Source organism: Streptomyces sp. NPDC127114, from assembly GCF_042677525.1.
GTDB lineage: Bacteria > Actinomycetota > Actinomycetes > Streptomycetales > Streptomycetaceae > Streptomyces.
The window spans coordinates 79,417-96,520 of the sequence record NZ_JBHXTJ010000030.1; the positions used below are offsets into that span (position 1 = coordinate 79,417).

Sequence of the window (17,104 nt, forward strand, 5' to 3'; positions counted from 1 at the left end):
CACTCAGTTTGCGGCCGGGGACTCGTCACGGTGGGTGATGATCTGGTCGGGGCCCGCTGTCACACGAGGCCCGGGCAGCCACTCGTACCCCTCAGTGCACTCCCGTACCAAGGTGTCGGCGAAGGGCCGCGACGGGTCCTCGGCGAAGTGGCGAGTCTCCGCCACGGTCCATTCGTCCCAGAAACCGGAGAGCGCCGGCCCGTCGCGGCGCCGCCCGCGCACCCAGGACTCCTCGGGAACGCGCTCCATCCACAGCAGCCGCGCCAGGAACGGCCGCAGCGCCCGCCGCCCGGCTCCCACGCCCTCCAAGAGCACCACCGGTGCCGGGTCCAGCGTCCGCGGCGGACCGAAGGCACGCAGATTCCAGTCGTACGGGTGATACAGCGCCGTCTCGCCACGGGAGAGCGGCCCGATCACCTCGCCGAGCATCCGCCCGGTCCACGCGAAGAGCTCCTCGTGGGTGGCGAGGTCGTCGAGATGGAGCACGGGAGCACCGCCGAGCACGGCGGCGAGCCGGGCGGCCAGCGTGGACTTCCCCGAACCGGCGTGCCCGTCGACCGCGACGAGCCGCACCGGCCCGCACGAGGGCGCCGGCAGCCGCAGCGCGGCGGCCGCGCGGCCGAGGCCGGTGCGGTCGGTCCGGTCGAGATCGGTCATGGCTTCAGGGTAGGGGAGCGGGCCGGGGGCCCAGGACGTGGATCAGGGCCCGCGAGGGCCCTGACCGGGCGTTCACCCCTGGGCGCCCTCCGTGACGACCGTGGTCCAGCGGTGCCGCAATGCGGAGGTGATCAACGTGCTCAGCGTGAGGGCGAAGCGCCGCTGCATCAGGGACATCGTCGAGTACCGGACCATCGGGAGCAGAGCGCCCGCGAGGGCCAGGTGGTACTCGTCGGCCTTGATCGGCCAGTGCCCCTGCCCGCAGCCGATCGCGATCTCCCGGATCCGCCGGGACACGGCCAGAACCAGTCGCTCGTCGGCGCCGAGCGACCGGTCGCCATCGACCGCAGGCAGCAGATCGGGCGGGGTGGCGGACTGGAGCGGAGCCGTGGACGGGGGCTGCGGGCGTACGAGCACCTCGGCGACCCAGCCGGCCACCCGTGACGCGGCGTCACCGTCCCACTCGAACACCTGGCACAGGAGGCTCGCCTCCAGGCGGGCCAGATCCTTGCACACGTGGCCGTCGTGGGCGCTTTCGAAGTCGATGAGTACGGGCTTCGGCTGGTCGCCGCCCAGCGTACACAGCACGTTGTCGAGGTGGAGATCCCCGTGCGAGAGCGTCAGGGTGGTGTCGAAGTCGAGCAGCCCGATGTCGAACGAATCGAGGATGTCGCTGAAGGCTCCGCTGCCGATCTCGGCCAGTTCCGCGGCGAACCAGAACGGGTTGACCGGTTCCACACCTGCCGGAAAGCGCTCCAGGGCGGCGGTCAGGCCGGGCGCGGAGCCGGCCCATGGGCCCAGGGCCGGGTCGTCGGCGGTGAAGGTCGTCTGCAACTCCTCGTGCACGCGCTTGCTGATGATCGCGTTCAGCTCGATGGCGGCCCAACGGGCCGGTGACTGCTTGTTGAGGGCCGGCGCCGGCCGGAACACCGGGTACTCGGCGCGCAGGTCGATGCGATCGCGCCTGCTGTGGGCGATCCACGGCTTCATCGTCGTGAGCAGCAGTTTCTCGACGATGGCGGTGGCGTCCTTCGGATCCGCCGTGCGGATCCAGTCGCTCAGCGTGCTGGGGCTCTCGCCCTCCTCGAACGCGTAGGCCGTCTCGATGGCGCGCAGCGGCTCGCTGTTGTCCCCGAGGTACATCTCCATCGCGTGCGATTCGCACTCGCTGGGGCGGTTGTTCTGGTGGAGCCGCTTCGCGAACCTCCGGAAGTTGTGTACCTCGCGCAGCACCTTGTCCCGCTGGTCGATCTTGAGCACGGACAGCGGGCCGTAGCGGTTCGTGAGGAGGTACGTGGGCATGCGGCGCCCGGCGAAGAGGTTGCCGTGCACGGTGATCACCTCGCCCGGCGACAGTCCCTGGGCCACCGCTGCCTGGAGAACGGTCGACGGCACACGCAGCCGCCCGGCGTCGTCGCTGGTGATCGCGCTGCCGCGGTCGGTTCCGGACTTCTCGTAACCCCAGGGGTTGGTGGCGACCCGCACCTTGCCGGCCGAGGTCATCAGCTCGCTGACGTCCCGCAGCCAGAGGTCTCGGTCCGTGTCCCGGTCAGGATGGGTCGAGCGGGCGAACAGCGTGTGCAGGAGCCACTGCGCACGGGTCTCGTTCCAGCCCGCGGCCGACGCGAGGGCGAAGCAGGCCCCCTTCCGGTGCTCGTCGTCGCGCCACTGCCGCAGCAGGATCTCCGGCCAGTCCATGCGCTGCGCCCGGACCGGAGTGCCGTCCACCCTGTGCCAGACCCGCGGGTCGTGGTCGCTGTCCTGAGGGAGCGGGGGGTTGGGGCCGGCCAGCATCAGGTACGTGCCCACCGAGGCGAGGGTGTAGGGGCGGAGCCGGAAGTACTTGTCGAGGAAGACGGACGGGATCTCCGTCGTGACGCGGACCTGGATCTCCACGCAGTCGAGGATGAGGTCGCGGGCCGAGTCCTGGAACCTCATGTCGCTGGAGATGATCGATCCCAGATACCGCATGAGGTCGTGCAGGACGTGGGGGCGGTTGGTGAGGAGGCCGTCCTCCACGTTCCACATGAGGTGGTTGGTGACGGCCGACACCAGCCAGCGCAGCCGAACCTCCTCGGGCAGGGGCGGCCGTTCCTGCGACTCGCGGCGGCCGGCCAGGTTGCGCATCTTCCGGGCGAGCGCGTGCAGGTCGTGGCGGCGCGTCGGCATACCGTCCGGGAACAGCTGGGCCGCACGCTTCAGGTCGTCCTGGAGGATCTTGCCGAGCCGGCGCCCGAAGGCTCCGTGCTTCCCGCCGATCTTGGTGAAGTACTTCAGGAGCTCCTGGCCCTGATCGGACATCGAGACGCGTTCCGCGCCCGACCAGGTGTCGGCGAGGCTGTCGACCAGCTCGCGGGCCGAGCGCGCGTCGGTGGTCTCGTCGCCGACGGGGTCGCCTTCCTGCTCGTCCACCTCCTCTATGGTCTCCGCGCGCACCACCGGAGCGGCGGAGATGAGGGGGGCGGACACCTCGCCGGGGGCAAGGGCCTGACTCACGGCCGGAGCCAGCGTGTTTTCCTCGAGCGCGGTGTCGTAGGAGGCGAAGATCTCGGACAACGGCCAGATCGGCTCGTCGAGGGCCAGAGGGAGATCGGTGACGGTCGTGGCGCCGAGATTGCTCAGCTGGGTCCGGCTGAACTTGACCGCCTCGGCGACCTTCTGCGGCGAGTGGTAGTAGTCGACGTCCGGCTCGGAACCCAGCACCAGAAAGGCGACCTGGAACGTGAGAACGGCCTCCTTGGCCCGCCCGCGCTTGTCCAGTTCGGTGCCGAGTGCGTTGAGGCCGACCCCGAGCAGGAACCGGATGGATCCCCCGTGTGCGTGGCCGTGACGGCTGTACACATCGGCAAGGGTGGCAGCCGCCTTCAGGGGCCCCTTCGGGAGGCCGTGGCTCTGAGGGTAGGACGCCCCCGTCGGGAACGGGAACATCTTGCGAGCCCAGTCGAGGTGCTGGGAAATGTCCAACGCCGCGCCTCTCCATGCGAGTTGTGGCCAGGAAGGTGAGCGCGTCACGCTAGCGGGAGCCGTCAGGCGGGCGATGCTTTCGGGCCATTCGCGGCAGTTTCCGCACCGCTCCGCGGCCCGCCGGCCGCGGAGCACGCCGGCGGGGGTCCGCCGCAGGTCAGCGTGGCGGCGGGTGCCACTGGTGGAGACCAATATTGCTCGGGCGGCACGCGTCGAATCGCTGGCAGAAGCCGACCGCGAGCCGCGATAGTGGGGCCCGCAGCCCGTCCGTTCGCCACCACCGACTGGAGGGTCACCGCCCATGCCTCCTGCCACCCCGCGCAGAACCGTCCTCGCCGCCCTCGCGGCCGCCGCCGGCACGGCCGCGACCACCGCGGCCCCCGCGACGGCGGCGCCGGGAGCGCGCGCCGACGAGGCCGCCGGCGCCGCCGCCTGCGCCGAGGACGCGGCCTGTCCCGACCAGGCCGCGGACGGCCACGCGACGGCGCCCGGGCTCGTCGACAACCGCTTCTGGAGCACGTACACCGACTGGCGCTGCGGCACGCCGGCCGGCACCCGCGCCGTCGCCGGACACCGCCCCGGCCTGGTGATCGACAGCCCGGCCGGCCGCACCGACTACACCGACCCGCACACCGGCCGGACCAGCACCTGGGAGCACGCGGGCTGGATCTCGCCCGTCCACACCTCCACCGTCCCCGCGACCGAGGTCATCGCTTCCTGGAACGCCCACACCCCGCCCGGCACCTGGCTCCAGGTCGAGCTGCGCGGCACGTACGGCGACGGCACCGAGACGCCCTGGTTCGTCATGGGCCGCTGGGCCGCGGGCGACGCCGACATCCGGCGCACCTCGGTCGACGACCAGAGCGACGGCAAGGCCTCCGTCTGGACGGACACCTTCTCGATCGACGACCCCGCGGGCGGCCTCCGCCTCGTCTCCTACCGGCTCCGCCTCACCCTCTACCGCAGGCCGGGCACGACGCTCACCCCCACGGTCTGGCGGCTCGGCGCGATGGCCTCGGACATCCCGGACCGCTTCACGGTGCCGGCCTCCGAGCCCGGCCTCGACCGGGAGCTGACCGTTCCCCGCTACTCGCAGAACACCCACGTGGGCCAGTACCCCGAGTACGACAACGGCGGCGAGGCCTGGTGCAGCCCCACCTCCTCGCAGATGATCGTCGAGTACTGGGAGCGCCGCCCCACGGCCGAGGACCTGGCCTGGGTGAACCCGGACTTCGCCGACCCGCAGGTCTGCCACGCGGCCCGGTTCACCTACGACTACCAGTACGCGGGCTGCGGCAACTGGCCCTTCAACGCCGCCTACGCCGCCACCTACCCCGACATGAACGCGGTCGTCACCCGCCTCCGCTCCCTCACCGAACTGGAGACCCTGATCCGCGCCGGCATCCCGGCCATAACGTCCCAGTCCTTCCGCAAGGAGGAACTCACCGGCGCCGGCTACGGCACCTCGGGTCACCTGATGACGGTGATCGGCTTCACCGCCACCGGCGACGTGATCGCCAACGACCCGGCCTCACCGAGCAACGAGGCCGTCCGGCGGGTGTACAGGCGGCGGGAGTGGGAGAATATCTGGCTGCGGACCAAGCGTTACAACGCGAGCGGCAAAGTGGTGTCCGGCACAGGCGGGGTGTGTTACCTCTACTTCCCCGACCGGCCGACTCCCGCGCAGCGCAAGGCACTTCAGGACGTCGGCGTCCTCTGAGGCGCGGCGGTGCGGGCGGGGCCGGTGGGGGTGACGTGATCTGCGTCGCTGACCCGCGGCCCCGGCCGCGGGCACGCTGGGCCGCATGAGCGCGACCTCCCACGCCGCCGCCCGCGTCCGTACGCGCACCGGCGGGCCCAAGGACGACGGACCGAAGATCCTCGAGCACCTGCTCGGCTGGACCCTGGTCGTCGTCCTCGCCGTGTTCGTCACCCGCGCCGGCCTGATGTGAGCCGCCGCTACGTCCGGGTGACGTCCTTCACGAACACGAGGCCGTCGGCGCCCGCCAGGCGGGCCGGGTTCAGCGGGGCGTAGCCGAACCAGGGCGACTCGCGCGGCGCGGGCAGGGTGTCGCCCAGGGCGGTGGCCAGCCGGCGTGGGTCGACGAGGCAGCGGTCCTCCGGGAGCGCGTACAGCAGCCCTTCGACCGTGTCCGGCGGTGGTGTGTCCACGCCCCGGTGCCGGATCGTGCCGAGAGCCGTGGCCACGAAGCCGTACTCCGCGCCGAGCCGGGCGCTCACCAGCGCGCCCGCGCCCCACCACTCCAGCGGCGCCCCGCCCATCCGCATCGTGCTCTTCTCCCGCTGGAGATGGGAGTTGTGGGCATGGACGAGTACGGGGCCGCGGGCGGCCAGGGCGAGCAGGTTCTCGGCCATCATCTGGTCCCGCACGCCCACCAGCCGGGTCAGACGCGCCGGTGAGGTGTCGGCCATGCCGTGGTGGTAGCGCAGCAGACCGAGGGCGGTGCGCCCGTACAGCCGCGCCCGGTCCCAGTCGTCCGGGGACGTCGTCGCGATCAGGTGCGGCGACTGCGCGTCGAGCAGCGCCGCGAGCTCGTCGGCGAGCAGCCGCAGCTCCCCGGCCTCGGCCGACCGGCCCACGGACCGGGACGGGTCCCGCATCGCGGCGGGCTCGGTCCAGCGCTCGTTCGCACCGAGGAGCCGGTCGAGCGTCCCGGCGGTGCACGGCAGGAGGCCGGGATCTCCGTGCGCCGCGAGGTAGCCGTGGAGGGCGGTGAGGGCCTGCCGCGGGCTCGCGGCGGCGGTGATCTCCAGCGGGCCGTCGAAACCGGCGAAGCGGAGCCGGTCGGAGGCGGGACGGTCTTCGTTGAAGGCGCGCATCCAGCGCACGAGCTCGCGGTTGGCCGCGGACTCGCCCCAGCCGTGGCTGATCCCGCGCTCCACGACCTCGCCGAGGGCGCCGGTGCCGGAGGTGACGTGCTCGTCCACGAGGAGGCCGGCCAGGCAGTCGCTCTCGATCGCGATCGTCCGGTAGCCCTCCTGCTCCACGAGCTCCCGGAAGAGCTCGTTGCGCACGTCGAGCAGGGCGTCCTCGCCGTGGGTCGGCTCGCCCAGGGCGAGCAGCCGGGGCCTGGTGGGAAGCAGCGCCATGACGGCGGCGGCGTCGACGGAACGGACGGTTTCCTTGACGGTTTCCTTGTTGTCAGTCGCCATGCCTTCAACCGTATCGTTGAAGCTTCGGTGGAAACTTTTGCGCACGGCAGGCCTGATTGAGGGGATCTCATGGTGCGAAACCTTCAAAGCGGTGGTCGGCGGCTCAGGCCCGTCGACCTGGCTCGCGGACACGGACTTTCCACGCAGGCGGTGCGGAACTACGAGGAGGCCGGGATCCTGCCGGCCGCGGCGCGCACGCCCCACGGCTACCGCACCTACACCCCGCTGCACGCCAAGGCCCTCGGCGCGTTCCTCGCCCTGCTGCCCGGTCACGGCCACCCGACGGCGACGGCGATCATGCGCGCCGTGAACGAAGGGGCCGTCGCAGAGGCCTTCCGCCTCATCGACGAGAGCCACGCCCAGCTCCTCGACGACCGCCGCACCCTCCAGGCCGTGGAGAGCGCGCTGCGTGACCTGGGGCCGGGCGCCAGGAGCGAGCAGGACGTGGCCCCCGCGTCCCGCGACACCTTCGTCGGGCCCCTGGCGGCGCAGCTCGGCATCCGGCCCGCGACGCTGCGCACCTGGGAGCGCGCCGGTCTGGTGCGCCCGCGCCGCGACCCGCGCACCGGCTACCGCGTCTACGACGAGGCCGCCGTACGGGACGCCCGTCTCGCCCATCAGCTCAGGCGCGGCGGCTACCTGCTGGAGCAGATCGCCCCGCTGATCGCCCAGGTGCGGTCGGCGGGCGGCCTCGAGCCCCTGGAGGCCGCCCTGGAGGACTGGCGCGCCCGGCTGTCCGCCCGCTCCCGCGCGATGCTGGCCGGCGCCGCCGAACTGGAGTCGTACCTCCGCGCGAGAGACACCCCTGGACCTTGAGACCCGCTCTCGCGGCCCCTGGTGCGCTCCGGTCGTCATGTGCGGCCGGCCCGATCCCTTCGCCCTTCCGCTGTCCCTGCTCCTCCCCGCCCCTCCCGTCCCTGCTCCTCCCCGCCCCTCCCGTCCCTGCTCCTCCCCGCCCCTCCCGTCCCTGCTCTCCCCGCCCCTCCCGCTCTTCCCGTCCGCGCTCGTGTGAGGCCGGACCGCCGAACGGGCATACTCCTCCCGCCACGGCCGCCCGCCGCGCCTCCGCGCGCCCGTGGCGGGGCAGCATCGGCGCCGTGACCGACCCCGAGAGGGAGGAGTGCGCCCGCCATGCCCGACCGTGCCCCGAGGCCCGTGGAACGCCGGCTGCCCACCGAAGAAGCCCGGGAGCTGCTGGCCCTGGTGCGGGAGATCGCCGAGCGCGAGATCGTGCCTCGCGCCGCCGAGGAGGAGGCCGCCGGGCACTTCCCCCGGGAGCTCTTCTCGCTGCTTTCCGCCTCCGGGCTGCTCGGGCTGCCGTACGACTCCGCGTACGGCGGCGGCGACCAGCCGTACACCGTCTACCTCCAGGTCCTGGAGGAGCTGGCCGCCGCCCGGCTCACCGTGGCGCTCGGCGTCAGCGTGCACAGCCTGTCCTGCCACGCCCTGGCCGCCTTCGGCAGCGAGGAGCAGCGGGCGGCCCGTCTGCCCGCGATGCTCGGCGGCGGACTGCTCGGCGCCTACTGCCTCTCCGAACCGTCCTCCGGGTCGGATGCCGCCGCCCTGCGCACCCGCGCCGTACGGGACGGCGACGCGTGGGTGCTCGACGGCACCAAGGCGTGGATCACCCACGGCGGGATCGCCGACTTCTACACCGTCATGGCCCGCACCGGCGGCGAGGGCCCGAAGGGCATCACGGCCTTCCTGGTGCCCGGGGACGCGCCGGGGCTCGGCGCCGCCGCGCCCGAGCGGAAGATGGGCATGAAGGGCTCGCCCACGGCGCAGGTGCACCTCGACGGCGTCCGCGTGTCCGACGCGTGGCGGATCGGCGCGGAGGGGCAGGGCTTCGCCATCGCCCTGGCCGCGCTCGACTCCGGGCGGCTCGGCATCGCGGCCTGCGCGGTGGGCGTGGCGCAGGCGGCGCTGGACGCGGCCGTGGCCCACGCGCGGGAGCGCCGCCAGTTCGGCCGCCCGATCGCCGACTTCCAGGGCCTGCGCTTCCTGCTCGCCGACATGGCCACGCAGATCGAGGCGGGTCGTGCCCTGTACCTGGAGGCCGCCCGGCTGCGCGACGAGGGCCGGCCGTTCGCCAAGCAGGCGGCCATGGCGAAGCTGTTCTGCTCGGACGCGGCGATGCGGGTCACCACGGACGCGGTGCAGGTGCTCGGCGGCTACGGCTACACCGCGGACTTCCCCGTCGAGCGCTTCCTGCGGGAGGCGAAGGTGCTCCAGATCGTCGAGGGCACCAACCAGATCCAGCGGGTGGTCATCGCCCGTCACCTTGCCGGACCAGAGTCCCGCTGACACGTACGGTGCGGTCGGCCCAGACCGGGCCCGCGGCCAGGCGGCTCCACTCCTGGTCGCGGTGGCCCGGCAGCGTCCTGCCGTGGCTGGCCCAGAGGTCGAGCACCGCCCGGTAGATGGGCGGGTCGGCGGGGTGCGGCGCGGAAGGCGGCGGGGGCGCCGTGGCAGGCGCCGGAGCGTGCGCGGGCGCGGGGCCCGGCACGGGAACCGGCATGGGGGCGGCCATCGTCGCGGGCGCGGGAATCGCTTGCTGAACCGATTCTTCAAAGTGCGGCTCGGGCTGTCGATGCCGGCCGTATCCGCTGGGTGTCGTATACAGCGTGGTCATGCCCTGACCAACGCCGAGGCCCGGTTCCCGGTCACCGCCGGAGGGCGTCGCGCGGAAGTTCGACACGTCCCCGGGCCCGCGAGGCCCCGCCGGGCGCGGGCGCACCCGGCGCACGACTCTGGTCCCCGGCACGGAGTCTGACGTACCGTCAGTTCCCTCTCGCCGCCGAGGAGGTCACACGTGTCAGACGACCGGCCCGTCCCGCTCGACGAATACCCCGTGCACCAGGCGCCGCTCTCCATGAAGCACCACGTCAGCGGGGACCGGAACGCCTACGACCGGTGCATCTTCCACGTCTTCGACCACCAGGGCCGCGCCCTGCTCATCGCCGGGCTCGGCGTGTACCCCAACACCGGGGTCGTCGACGCCTACGCGACGCTGCGCACCGGCGACCGGCTGCACGCCGTCCGGGCCTCCGACGCCCTCGGCGACGACCGGATGAGCCTCTCCGTCGGGCCCTTGCGGATCACCGTCGACCAGCCGCTCCGGCGGCTCACGCTGCACTGCGACCCCGACCCGGGCGACGCCGACGGGCTCTCCTTCGACCTCACCTGGACGGGCGACTTCCCGGCCGTCTGGGAGCCGCACCACATCCAGCGCCGGGGTGACCGGCTCACCCTGGAGGGCCGCCGCTTCGTCCAGGCCGGCCACGCCATCGGCACCATCCGGGCGGGCGGCGAGGAGTTCGCCGTCACGGCGGGGGAGTGGACCGGGACCCGCGACCGCAGCTGGGGCGTGCGCCCGCTGCCCGGCGAAGAGCCGGGGCGCGCCGAGGAGTTCCGGCCCGAGGGCTTCCACTGGCTCTGGATACCGATGCGCTTCGAGGACCGGTTCCTCATGGTGATCACCCAGGAGGACGCCGACGGCTACCGCACCCTCAACGAGGCGCTGCTGGTGCGGAACGGGCGGCGTGACACCCAGCTCGGCTGGCCCCGCACCGACATCACGTACCGCCCCGGAACCCGCGAACCCGAACGGGCCGTCGTCCACCTCACCGACCCGGCCGGCAAGGCCCTGGAGATCGGCGTGGAGATCCTCGCCTCCTCCCCGCTCGCCGTCGGCGCCGGCTACCCGCCCGCCCCCGACTGGCAGCACGGCAGCTGGCAGGGCCGCGACTGGACCGACCGACGCGTCTACGACCTGTCCGACCCGGCCGCCCACCCGCTCGCCGCCTACGGCGTCACCGACCACGCCGCCCGCTTCACCCTCGACGGGCACACCGGCCACGGCATCTTCGAGCACGGCTCCTTCGGCCGCCACGACCCGAGCGGCTTCACCGACTACACGTCCACGGCCCCGTAGACCCGGCCGCACGGCCACGAGCCCCGCTCCGTAGAACCGACCGCACGGGCATCAGCCCCGCTCCGTAGACCCGACCCCACGGGCACCAGCCCCGCCCCGTAGACCCGACCCCAGTCCGCAGCCCCGCAGAGGAGGCCCGATGGCGACGGCGCCCCGGCCCCGTACCACCACACGTGATCCCGAGGAGCTGGGCCGCCGGCTCGGTGCCTGGCTGGCCGGGCGGCTGCCCGGTGCCAGGGTCACCGGTCTGGCCGTCCCCGGGTCCAACGGGATGTCCAGCGAGACCCTGCTCTTCGACCTGGAGCACCCGGAGGCGCCGGTGCGCGGCTGCGCGCTCCGGCTCGCCGCCGACCCCGACGCGTACACCGTCTTCCCGGTCTACGACATGGCGCGCCAGCACCGGGTGATGCGCCTGGTCGCCGAGCACACCGACGTGCCCGTGCCGCGGGTGCTGTGGCTGGAGGAGGATCCGGGCCCGCTGGGCGCGCCCTTCTTCGTGATGGCCCGCGCGGAGGGGCGCGTCCCGCCGGACGTCATGCCCTACACGTACGAGGGGAACTGGCTGCACGCGGCGAGCGACGCCGAACGGGCCGTCCTGGAGGCGGAGTCGGTCGGTGTGCTGGCCCGGCTGCACGACCGGTTCCCGGCGAAGGAGGCCGAGTTCCTGCTGCCGGAGGGCGTCGGCAGCCCGCTGCGCCGGCACGTCGACGCCCAACGCGCCTACTACGCCTGGGTGGTGGAGGGGCTCGCGCCCTCGCCGCTGATCGAGTCCGCCTTCGACTGGCTCGAGGCGCACTGGCCCGCGGACGAGGGTCCCGCCGTGCTCAACTGGGGCGACGCGAGGATCGGGAACATCGTCTACGACGGGTTCACGCCGGCCGCCGTGCTCGACTGGGAGATGGCGGCGTTCGCGCCGCGCGAGGTCGACCTCGGCTGGACGGTCTACCTGCACCGCTTCTTCCAGGACCTCACGGTGAGCTTCGGCCAGCCCGGTCTGCCGGACTTCCTGCGGCGGGACGCGATCGAGCGGCGGTACGCCGAACTCACCGGGCACACGCCCCGGGACATGGAGTTCCACACCCTGTACGCGGCGCTGCGGCACGCGATCGTGATGCTGCGGATCGCGTACCGGCAGGCGTACTTCGGAGAGGTGCGGGTCCCCGCGAACGCCGAGGACGTCGACGGCCTGATCCTGCACCACGCCACGCTCGCGGCGATGGTGCAGGGGCGCTACTGGTGAGCTGCTGGGGCTCGCGCCGGGTCAGGCCGCGCGGCGCAGCTGGGCCGGCTTGATCGGGCGCGAGCCCGGGCCGCCCACGTGCGAGAACGGCTGCATCCGCCAGTCCAGGCCCTGCGGAAGCGTCAGGAGCAGGGCGGTGTCCTGCTCCTGCGCCTCCAGGGTGTCGTCGGCGGGGACGGCCCCGGCCGCGGGCCGGCCGGTGCCGGTGCAGACCGTGAGGACGAAGGGGTTCCACGGCGTCGGGCAGAGCGCGTGCTCCGGCAGGACGTCCTCGTCCGCGAGCAGCGCGATCGGCTGCTCGCAGTCCGGGCAGATCACCCGGTACATCTCAAAGGTGTCGTACGCGTCGAGCTCGTCGGCGGTGTCGACGGAATCAACAGGCTCCTGCATGGAGAATCTCCCCCTCGGACGGGTCGGCCGGATCTGAGTGGCCTCGACCACAGCAAGCAATTCCCATACGGCCGGCCGCATAACCGTGAGGTCACGCCCGAGAAGCCGGTATGCCTGTGGCGTTCGTCACATGCCTGGCGTAAGTGCCCCGCGGATGCGCCCCAGATGCCTCGAAAGGCGCCGCGCGCGCCCGCCCGGGCGCCCCCGCACCGGCGCACGAGCCGCCCCGGCTGTGCCCCGGGCCCGCCGGGGCAATAGGGTCACCGCATGGAGGAGCTGGATCGTCAGATCGTCGAGTTGCTCGTCAAGGACGGGCGCATGAGCTACACCGACCTGGGCAAGGCCACCGGCCTGTCCACCTCGGCCGTGCATCAGCGCGTCCGCCGCCTTGAACAGCGCGGTGTCATCCGCGGCTATGCCGCCGTCGTCGACCCGGAGGCCGTCGGCCTGCCGCTCACCGCCTTCATCTCGGTGAAACCCTTCGACCCCAGCGCCCCCGACGACACCCCCGACCGGCTCGCCGACATCCCCGAGATCGAGGCCTGCCACAGCGTCGCGGGCGACGAGAACTACATCCTCAAGGTGCGCGTCGCCACCCCGTTGGAGCTGGAGCACCTGCTCAGCCGCATCCGCTCGCAGGCCCACGTCTCCAGCCGCACCACGGTGGTGCTCTCCACCCCGTACGAGTCCCGGCCGCCGCGCGTCTAGGCCGTTTCTTTCGGATCAGGGCCGGATAGGCCGCGGCGTCTGGTGCATGGGGTCTCCCCAGGCCCGCCAGGGCCGAGGGGAAGCATCGCAAGGCGCCGGAGCGTCGCGAATGGGGTCTCCCCTGCTCGAGCGAAGCCGAGAGCTTGGGGAAGGAGCTATCGGGGCGCTTCGGCAACGCGGCGAGGTGCCGTGCCAGACGCCGCGGACCCGGCCAAGATCCGGAAGAGACGGCCTAGGGGCCTGTCCGGCGGATCCGGCCCTGATCCGCCGGACGGACCCTGGGGTGAGGCACCCGCCGGGGCCCGGCCGGGCGAACCCGCCGGTAAGAAGTGCGTCCGGTACGCCCTAGCCTGGTGGGATGAGCGCGAACGAACACCGCACCGTGCTGCTGCGCGGTGGAGAAGTCCACAGCCCCGCCGACCCCTTCGCCACCGCCATGGTGGTGGAGCGCGGGCACGTCGCCTGGGTGGGCTCGGAGGGCGCGGCGGACGCCTTCGCCTCCGGTGTGGACGAGGTGGTCGACCTGGACGGCGCACTCGTCACCCCGGCGTTCGTCGACGCCCACGTACACACCACCGCGACCGGTCTCGCGCTGACCGGCCTCGACCTGTCCTCCGCCGCCTCGCTCGCCGAGGCGGCGGACAGGATCCGCTCGTACGCCGCCGCCCGCCCCGCCGACCGGATCCTCATCGGCCACGGCTGGGACGCCGCCCGCTGGCCCGAGCGCCGGCCGCTCACCCGCGCCGAGCTCGACGGGCTCACCGGCGGCCGCCCGCTCTACCTCACCCGCATCGACGTCCACTCGTGCGTGGTCACCACCGCACTGCTCGACCTGGTGCCCGGCATCCGGGACCTCGACGGCTTCCACGACGGGCAGCAGCCGCTCACCGGCGACGCCCACCACGCCGTCCGCGCCGCCGCGTACGCGGAGCTCTCCCCGCAGCAGCGCACCGAGGCCCAGCGGGCCGCCCGGAACCACGCCGCCTCGCTGGGCATCGGCACCCTGCACGAGTGCGGCGGTCCCGAGATCTCCTCCGAGGACGACTTCACCGGCCTGCTGGACCTCGCCCGCAGCGAGCCCGGCCCGCGCGTGGTCGGCTACTGGGCCGACCTCGACATCGAACGGGCCCGCGCCCTCGGCGCCCTCGGCGCGGCCGGCGACCTCTTCGCCGACGGCTCCCTCGGTTCCCACACCGCCTGCCTGCACGAGCGGTACGCCGACCACGCCGGCTCCGGCACGGCCCACCTCGACGCGGCGGCCGTCGCCGCCCATGTCGTCGCCTGCACCGAGGCCGGGCTGCAGGCCGGTTTCCACGCCATCGGCGACGCCGCCGTCGACGCGGTCGTCGAGGGCACCAGGGCCGCCGCCGAGAAGCTGGGCCTGGCCAGGATCCGGGCCGCCCGGCACCGCGTGGAGCACGCGGAGATGCTCAGCCCGGAGGCGATCGCGGGCTTCGCCGAGCTGGGCCTCACCGCGTCCGTGCAACCGGCCTTCGACGCGTACTGGGGCGGCGACGAGGGCATGTACGCCGACCGCCTCGGCGTCGAGCGGGCCCGCGCCCTCAACCCGTACGCCGCCCTGCTGCGCGCCGGCGTGCCGCTCGCCTTCGGCTCGGACAGCCCGGTCACCCCGCTCGACCCGTGGGGCACCCTGCGCGCCGCCGCCTTCCACCGCACGCCCGAGCACCGGGTCTCGGTCCGCGCCGCCTTCACCGCGCACACCCGGGGCGGCTGGCGCGCCGTCGGCCGCGACGACGCGGGCACCCTGGTGCCCGGCGCACCGGCCGACTACGCGGTCTGGCGCACCGGCGAGCTACTCGTTCAGGCGCCGGACGACCGGGTGGCGCGCTGGTCGACCGATCCGCGCTCCGGGACGCCCGGTCTGCCCGATCTGACCCCCGGCAACGATCTTCCGGTCTGCCTGCGGACGGTCGTCTCCGGACAAACGGTGTTCGTGCGGCCGAACGAGTGACGTCGGGACATTTCGAGCCCTCGCTCGAACTGCGCAGGACTCGCCCGCGACCTGCGGATCTTCCTCGCCTGCCTGCAGAGACGGTTCATCACCGCAGGTCAAACGGGTGTTGACAGCGGGCCGCCACCGGCCGGTAGGTTCGGCGCGTCCACCAAGGACGTCCGACCGGTTTCAAACCTCCACGCAGGCACCGAACGCCGCCCGCGCCTCGGGGGCGAGGGAAGGTTTTTCCGGCGGAGGGTGCGACCCGGGTGGGGCCCCGGCGTTCAGTAGACAACGGCCTCGGTCGATCCGCAGCCAGCGGGTCCCGGGTCGGCCCGAAGGACGCCGGGCCCCGATCCCGCACCCCGTGCGCGCGGCTCGCTATGGTGGGGGCTCGCGTATGTATCCGAAGGGGCAGTAGTGAACGACGGTGGCCAGAGGCGTTACGGCCCGCTCGGCAAGGCCTTGGTGATCATCCCGACCTACAACGAGGCGGAGAACATCAAGCCGATCGTCGCGCGGGTGCGGGAGGCCGTTCCCGAGGCGCACGTTCTCGTCGCCGACGACAACAGCCCCGACGGCACGGGCAAGTTCGCCGACGAGCTCGCCGCGGACGACGACCACGTCCACGTCCTGCACCGCAAGGGCAAGGAAGGGCTCGGCGCCGCCTACCTGGCCGGCTTCCGCTGGGGCATGGACCACGGCTACGACGTCCTGATCGAGATGGACGCCGACGGCTCCCACCAGCCCGAGGAGCTGCCCCGGCTGCTCACCGCCCTCAAGGGAGCCGACCTGGTGCTCGGCTCCCGCTGGGTGCCCGGCGGCCGGATCGTGAACTGGCCCAAGTCCCGCGAGTTCATCTCGCGCGGCGGCAGCCTCTACTCCCGGCTGATGCTCGACGTGCCGATCCGCGACGTCACCGGCGGCTACCGGGCCTTCCGCAAGGAGACCCTGCTGGGCCTCGGCCTCGACGACGTCGCCTCGGCCGGATACTGCTTCCAGGTCGACCTGGCCCGGCGCGCGGTCGCCGCGGGCTTCCACGTCGTGGAGGTGCCCATCACCTTCGTCGAGCGGGAGGTCGGCGACTCCAAGATGAGCCGGAACATCGTCGTCGAGGCGCTGTGGCGGGTCACAGGCTGGGGTCTCTCGGCCCGGGCGCAGAAGGTCGGCAAGCTGCTCGGCCGCAAGCCGTCCTGACCTTCCCCGACCTGATCCTTCCTTTACGACGTTCCCACAGGCCGCCAGGCACACTGGGGGCATGACGACCGGCGCACCGCCTCCCCTCGCCCCCAAGCGCTCCCGCGCGCGTACGTTCCTCCCGCCGGCCCTCGCGGCCTGGCTGGTCCTGGAGATCTGGCTGCTCACCGTCGTGGCGAACGCGGCGGGCGGGTTCACCGTCCTCCTGCTCCTGGTCGGCGGCGGCGTGCTCGGCGCCGCCGTGATCAAGCGGGCCGGCCGGCGGGCCTTCGCCAACCTCACCGGGACCTTCCAGCGTGCCCAGGAGGCGGCGCAGCGCGGCGAGACGCCCGCGGGGCCCGACAAGGCCGCCGCGGCGGACCGCAACGGCTTCCTGATGCTCGGCGGCCTGCTCCTGATGATCCCGGGCCTGATCTCCGACGCGGTCGGTCTGCTGCTGCTCGTCCCGCCGGTGCGCGCCGCCGTCGGGCGGCTCGCGGAGCGGGCGGTGGAGCGCCGGATGGCCGCCGCCCGGCCCGGCAGCCTCCAGGACGCCTTCCAGCAGGCCCGCATTCACCGGCCCGACGGAAAGGTCGTGCAGGGTGAGGTCATCCGCGAGGACGCGTCCCAGGGCCCGGCCCGGCCCCAGGAGTCCCGCCCGCCGCTGACACCCTGAGCCGAAGCCGTACGGGCCGGCGCTGACGTCGTCGGCCCGTACGGCTTCGCGCGGGCGTGTGCGGCGTTGTGGCTCCGGCTCCGTACGGCCCGTGCCGGCTTCGTACGCGCGGAGGAAGAACGCGAACGCCGCGGGGGCCCCCCCACCAAAAGAATAAGCCCCCCCCCGCCCGCGAGCAGGCCCCCCCCCCGCCCCGACCGCAACCCCGACCACGGCGGGAGGGCGGCGGCA

General features: G+C 73.2%; 14 protein-coding genes. 10 read left to right on the forward strand and 4 right to left on the reverse strand.

Translation table 11 applies throughout. The annotated features are described in order from the left end of the window. Positions 1–3: 3 nt before the first annotated feature. Positions 4–657: a uridine kinase gene (locus ACFVGS_RS26550; protein ID WP_385693961.1), complete on the reverse strand. Its 654-nt coding sequence runs from the start codon at positions 655–657 to the stop codon at positions 4–6. Positions 658–729: 72 nt separating this feature from the next. Further along, on the reverse strand, positions 730–3,498 hold the full coding sequence (locus tag ACFVGS_RS26555) for a phosphotransferase (protein WP_384421037.1): 2,769 nt from the start codon (positions 3,496–3,498) through the stop codon (positions 730–732). 424 nt (positions 3,499–3,922) lie between these two features. On the opposite strand from ACFVGS_RS26555, the gene ACFVGS_RS26560 reads away from it, so the two are divergent. After that, a complete protein-coding gene (locus tag ACFVGS_RS26560; protein ID WP_385693964.1) occupies positions 3,923–5,341 on the forward strand; it encodes a peptidase C39 family protein in 1,419 nt (472 codons plus the stop codon). An 85-nt stretch (positions 5,342–5,426) separates the two neighbouring features. Continuing rightward, complete coding sequence (locus ACFVGS_RS26565) at positions 5,427–5,573, forward strand: SCO1431 family membrane protein (RefSeq protein WP_385693966.1); 147 nt, start codon at positions 5,427–5,429, stop codon at positions 5,571–5,573. A gap of 7 nt (positions 5,574–5,580) precedes the next feature. Here the strand turns inward: ACFVGS_RS26565 and ACFVGS_RS26570 are convergent, their stop codons facing one another. Beyond that, positions 5,581–6,795: an erythromycin esterase family protein gene (locus tag ACFVGS_RS26570; protein ID WP_385693969.1), complete on the reverse strand. Its 1,215-nt coding sequence runs from the start codon at positions 6,793–6,795 to the stop codon at positions 5,581–5,583. Between the two features lie 69 nt (positions 6,796–6,864). On the opposite strand from ACFVGS_RS26570, the gene ACFVGS_RS26575 reads away from it, so the two are divergent. The 4 genes from ACFVGS_RS26575 to ACFVGS_RS26590 all read left to right on the forward strand — a co-directional run bounded on the left by ACFVGS_RS26575 (position 6,865) and on the right by ACFVGS_RS26590 (position 11,969). Beyond that, positions 6,865–7,611: a TioE family transcriptional regulator gene (locus ACFVGS_RS26575; protein ID WP_385693972.1), complete on the forward strand. Its 747-nt coding sequence runs from the start codon at positions 6,865–6,867 to the stop codon at positions 7,609–7,611. A gap of 315 nt (positions 7,612–7,926) precedes the next feature. Continuing rightward, positions 7,927–9,099, forward strand: coding sequence for an acyl-CoA dehydrogenase family protein (locus ACFVGS_RS26580; protein ID WP_384421019.1), 1,173 nt, complete (start codon positions 7,927–7,929; stop codon positions 9,097–9,099). Positions 9,100–9,607: 508 nt separating this feature from the next. After that, positions 9,608–10,729, forward strand: coding sequence for a hypothetical protein (locus ACFVGS_RS26585; RefSeq protein WP_385693975.1), 1,122 nt, complete (start codon positions 9,608–9,610; stop codon positions 10,727–10,729). Between the two features lie 139 nt (positions 10,730–10,868). Beyond that, entirely contained in the window at positions 10,869–11,969 is a 1,101-nt protein-coding gene (locus ACFVGS_RS26590) for a phosphotransferase family protein (RefSeq protein ID WP_385693978.1), read from the forward strand. Between the two features lie 21 nt (positions 11,970–11,990). Here ACFVGS_RS26590 and ACFVGS_RS26595 read toward each other — a convergent pair whose 3' ends face one another. Beyond that, positions 11,991–12,359, reverse strand: a complete 369-nt coding sequence (locus ACFVGS_RS26595; RefSeq protein WP_384421013.1) for a hypothetical protein — start codon at positions 12,357–12,359, stop codon at positions 11,991–11,993. Positions 12,360–12,626: 267 nt separating this feature from the next. Here ACFVGS_RS26595 and ACFVGS_RS26600 point away from each other — a divergent pair, with 267 nt between their 5' ends. From ACFVGS_RS26600 to fxsA, 4 genes are all read left to right on the forward strand, one after another. Beyond that, positions 12,627–13,067 carry an Lrp/AsnC family transcriptional regulator gene (locus tag ACFVGS_RS26600; RefSeq protein ID WP_351667247.1) on the forward strand — a complete coding sequence of 147 codons (441 nt, stop codon included), beginning with the start codon at positions 12,627–12,629 and terminating at the stop codon, positions 13,065–13,067. Positions 13,068–13,425: 358 nt separating this feature from the next. Continuing rightward, entirely contained in the window at positions 13,426–15,039 is a 1,614-nt protein-coding gene (locus ACFVGS_RS26605; protein WP_384421011.1) for an amidohydrolase, read from the forward strand. A 402-nt stretch (positions 15,040–15,441) separates the two neighbouring features. Then, positions 15,442–16,218 (forward strand): polyprenol monophosphomannose synthase, encoded by a 777-nt coding sequence (locus tag ACFVGS_RS26610; RefSeq protein WP_384421009.1) that lies wholly within the window; start codon positions 15,442–15,444, stop codon positions 16,216–16,218. Between the two features lie 61 nt (positions 16,219–16,279). Further along, positions 16,280–16,873 carry an FxsA family membrane protein gene (gene fxsA, locus ACFVGS_RS26615; protein WP_384421007.1) on the forward strand — a complete coding sequence of 198 codons (594 nt, stop codon included), beginning with the start codon at positions 16,280–16,282 and terminating at the stop codon, positions 16,871–16,873. Positions 16,874–17,104 lie beyond the last annotated feature (231 nt).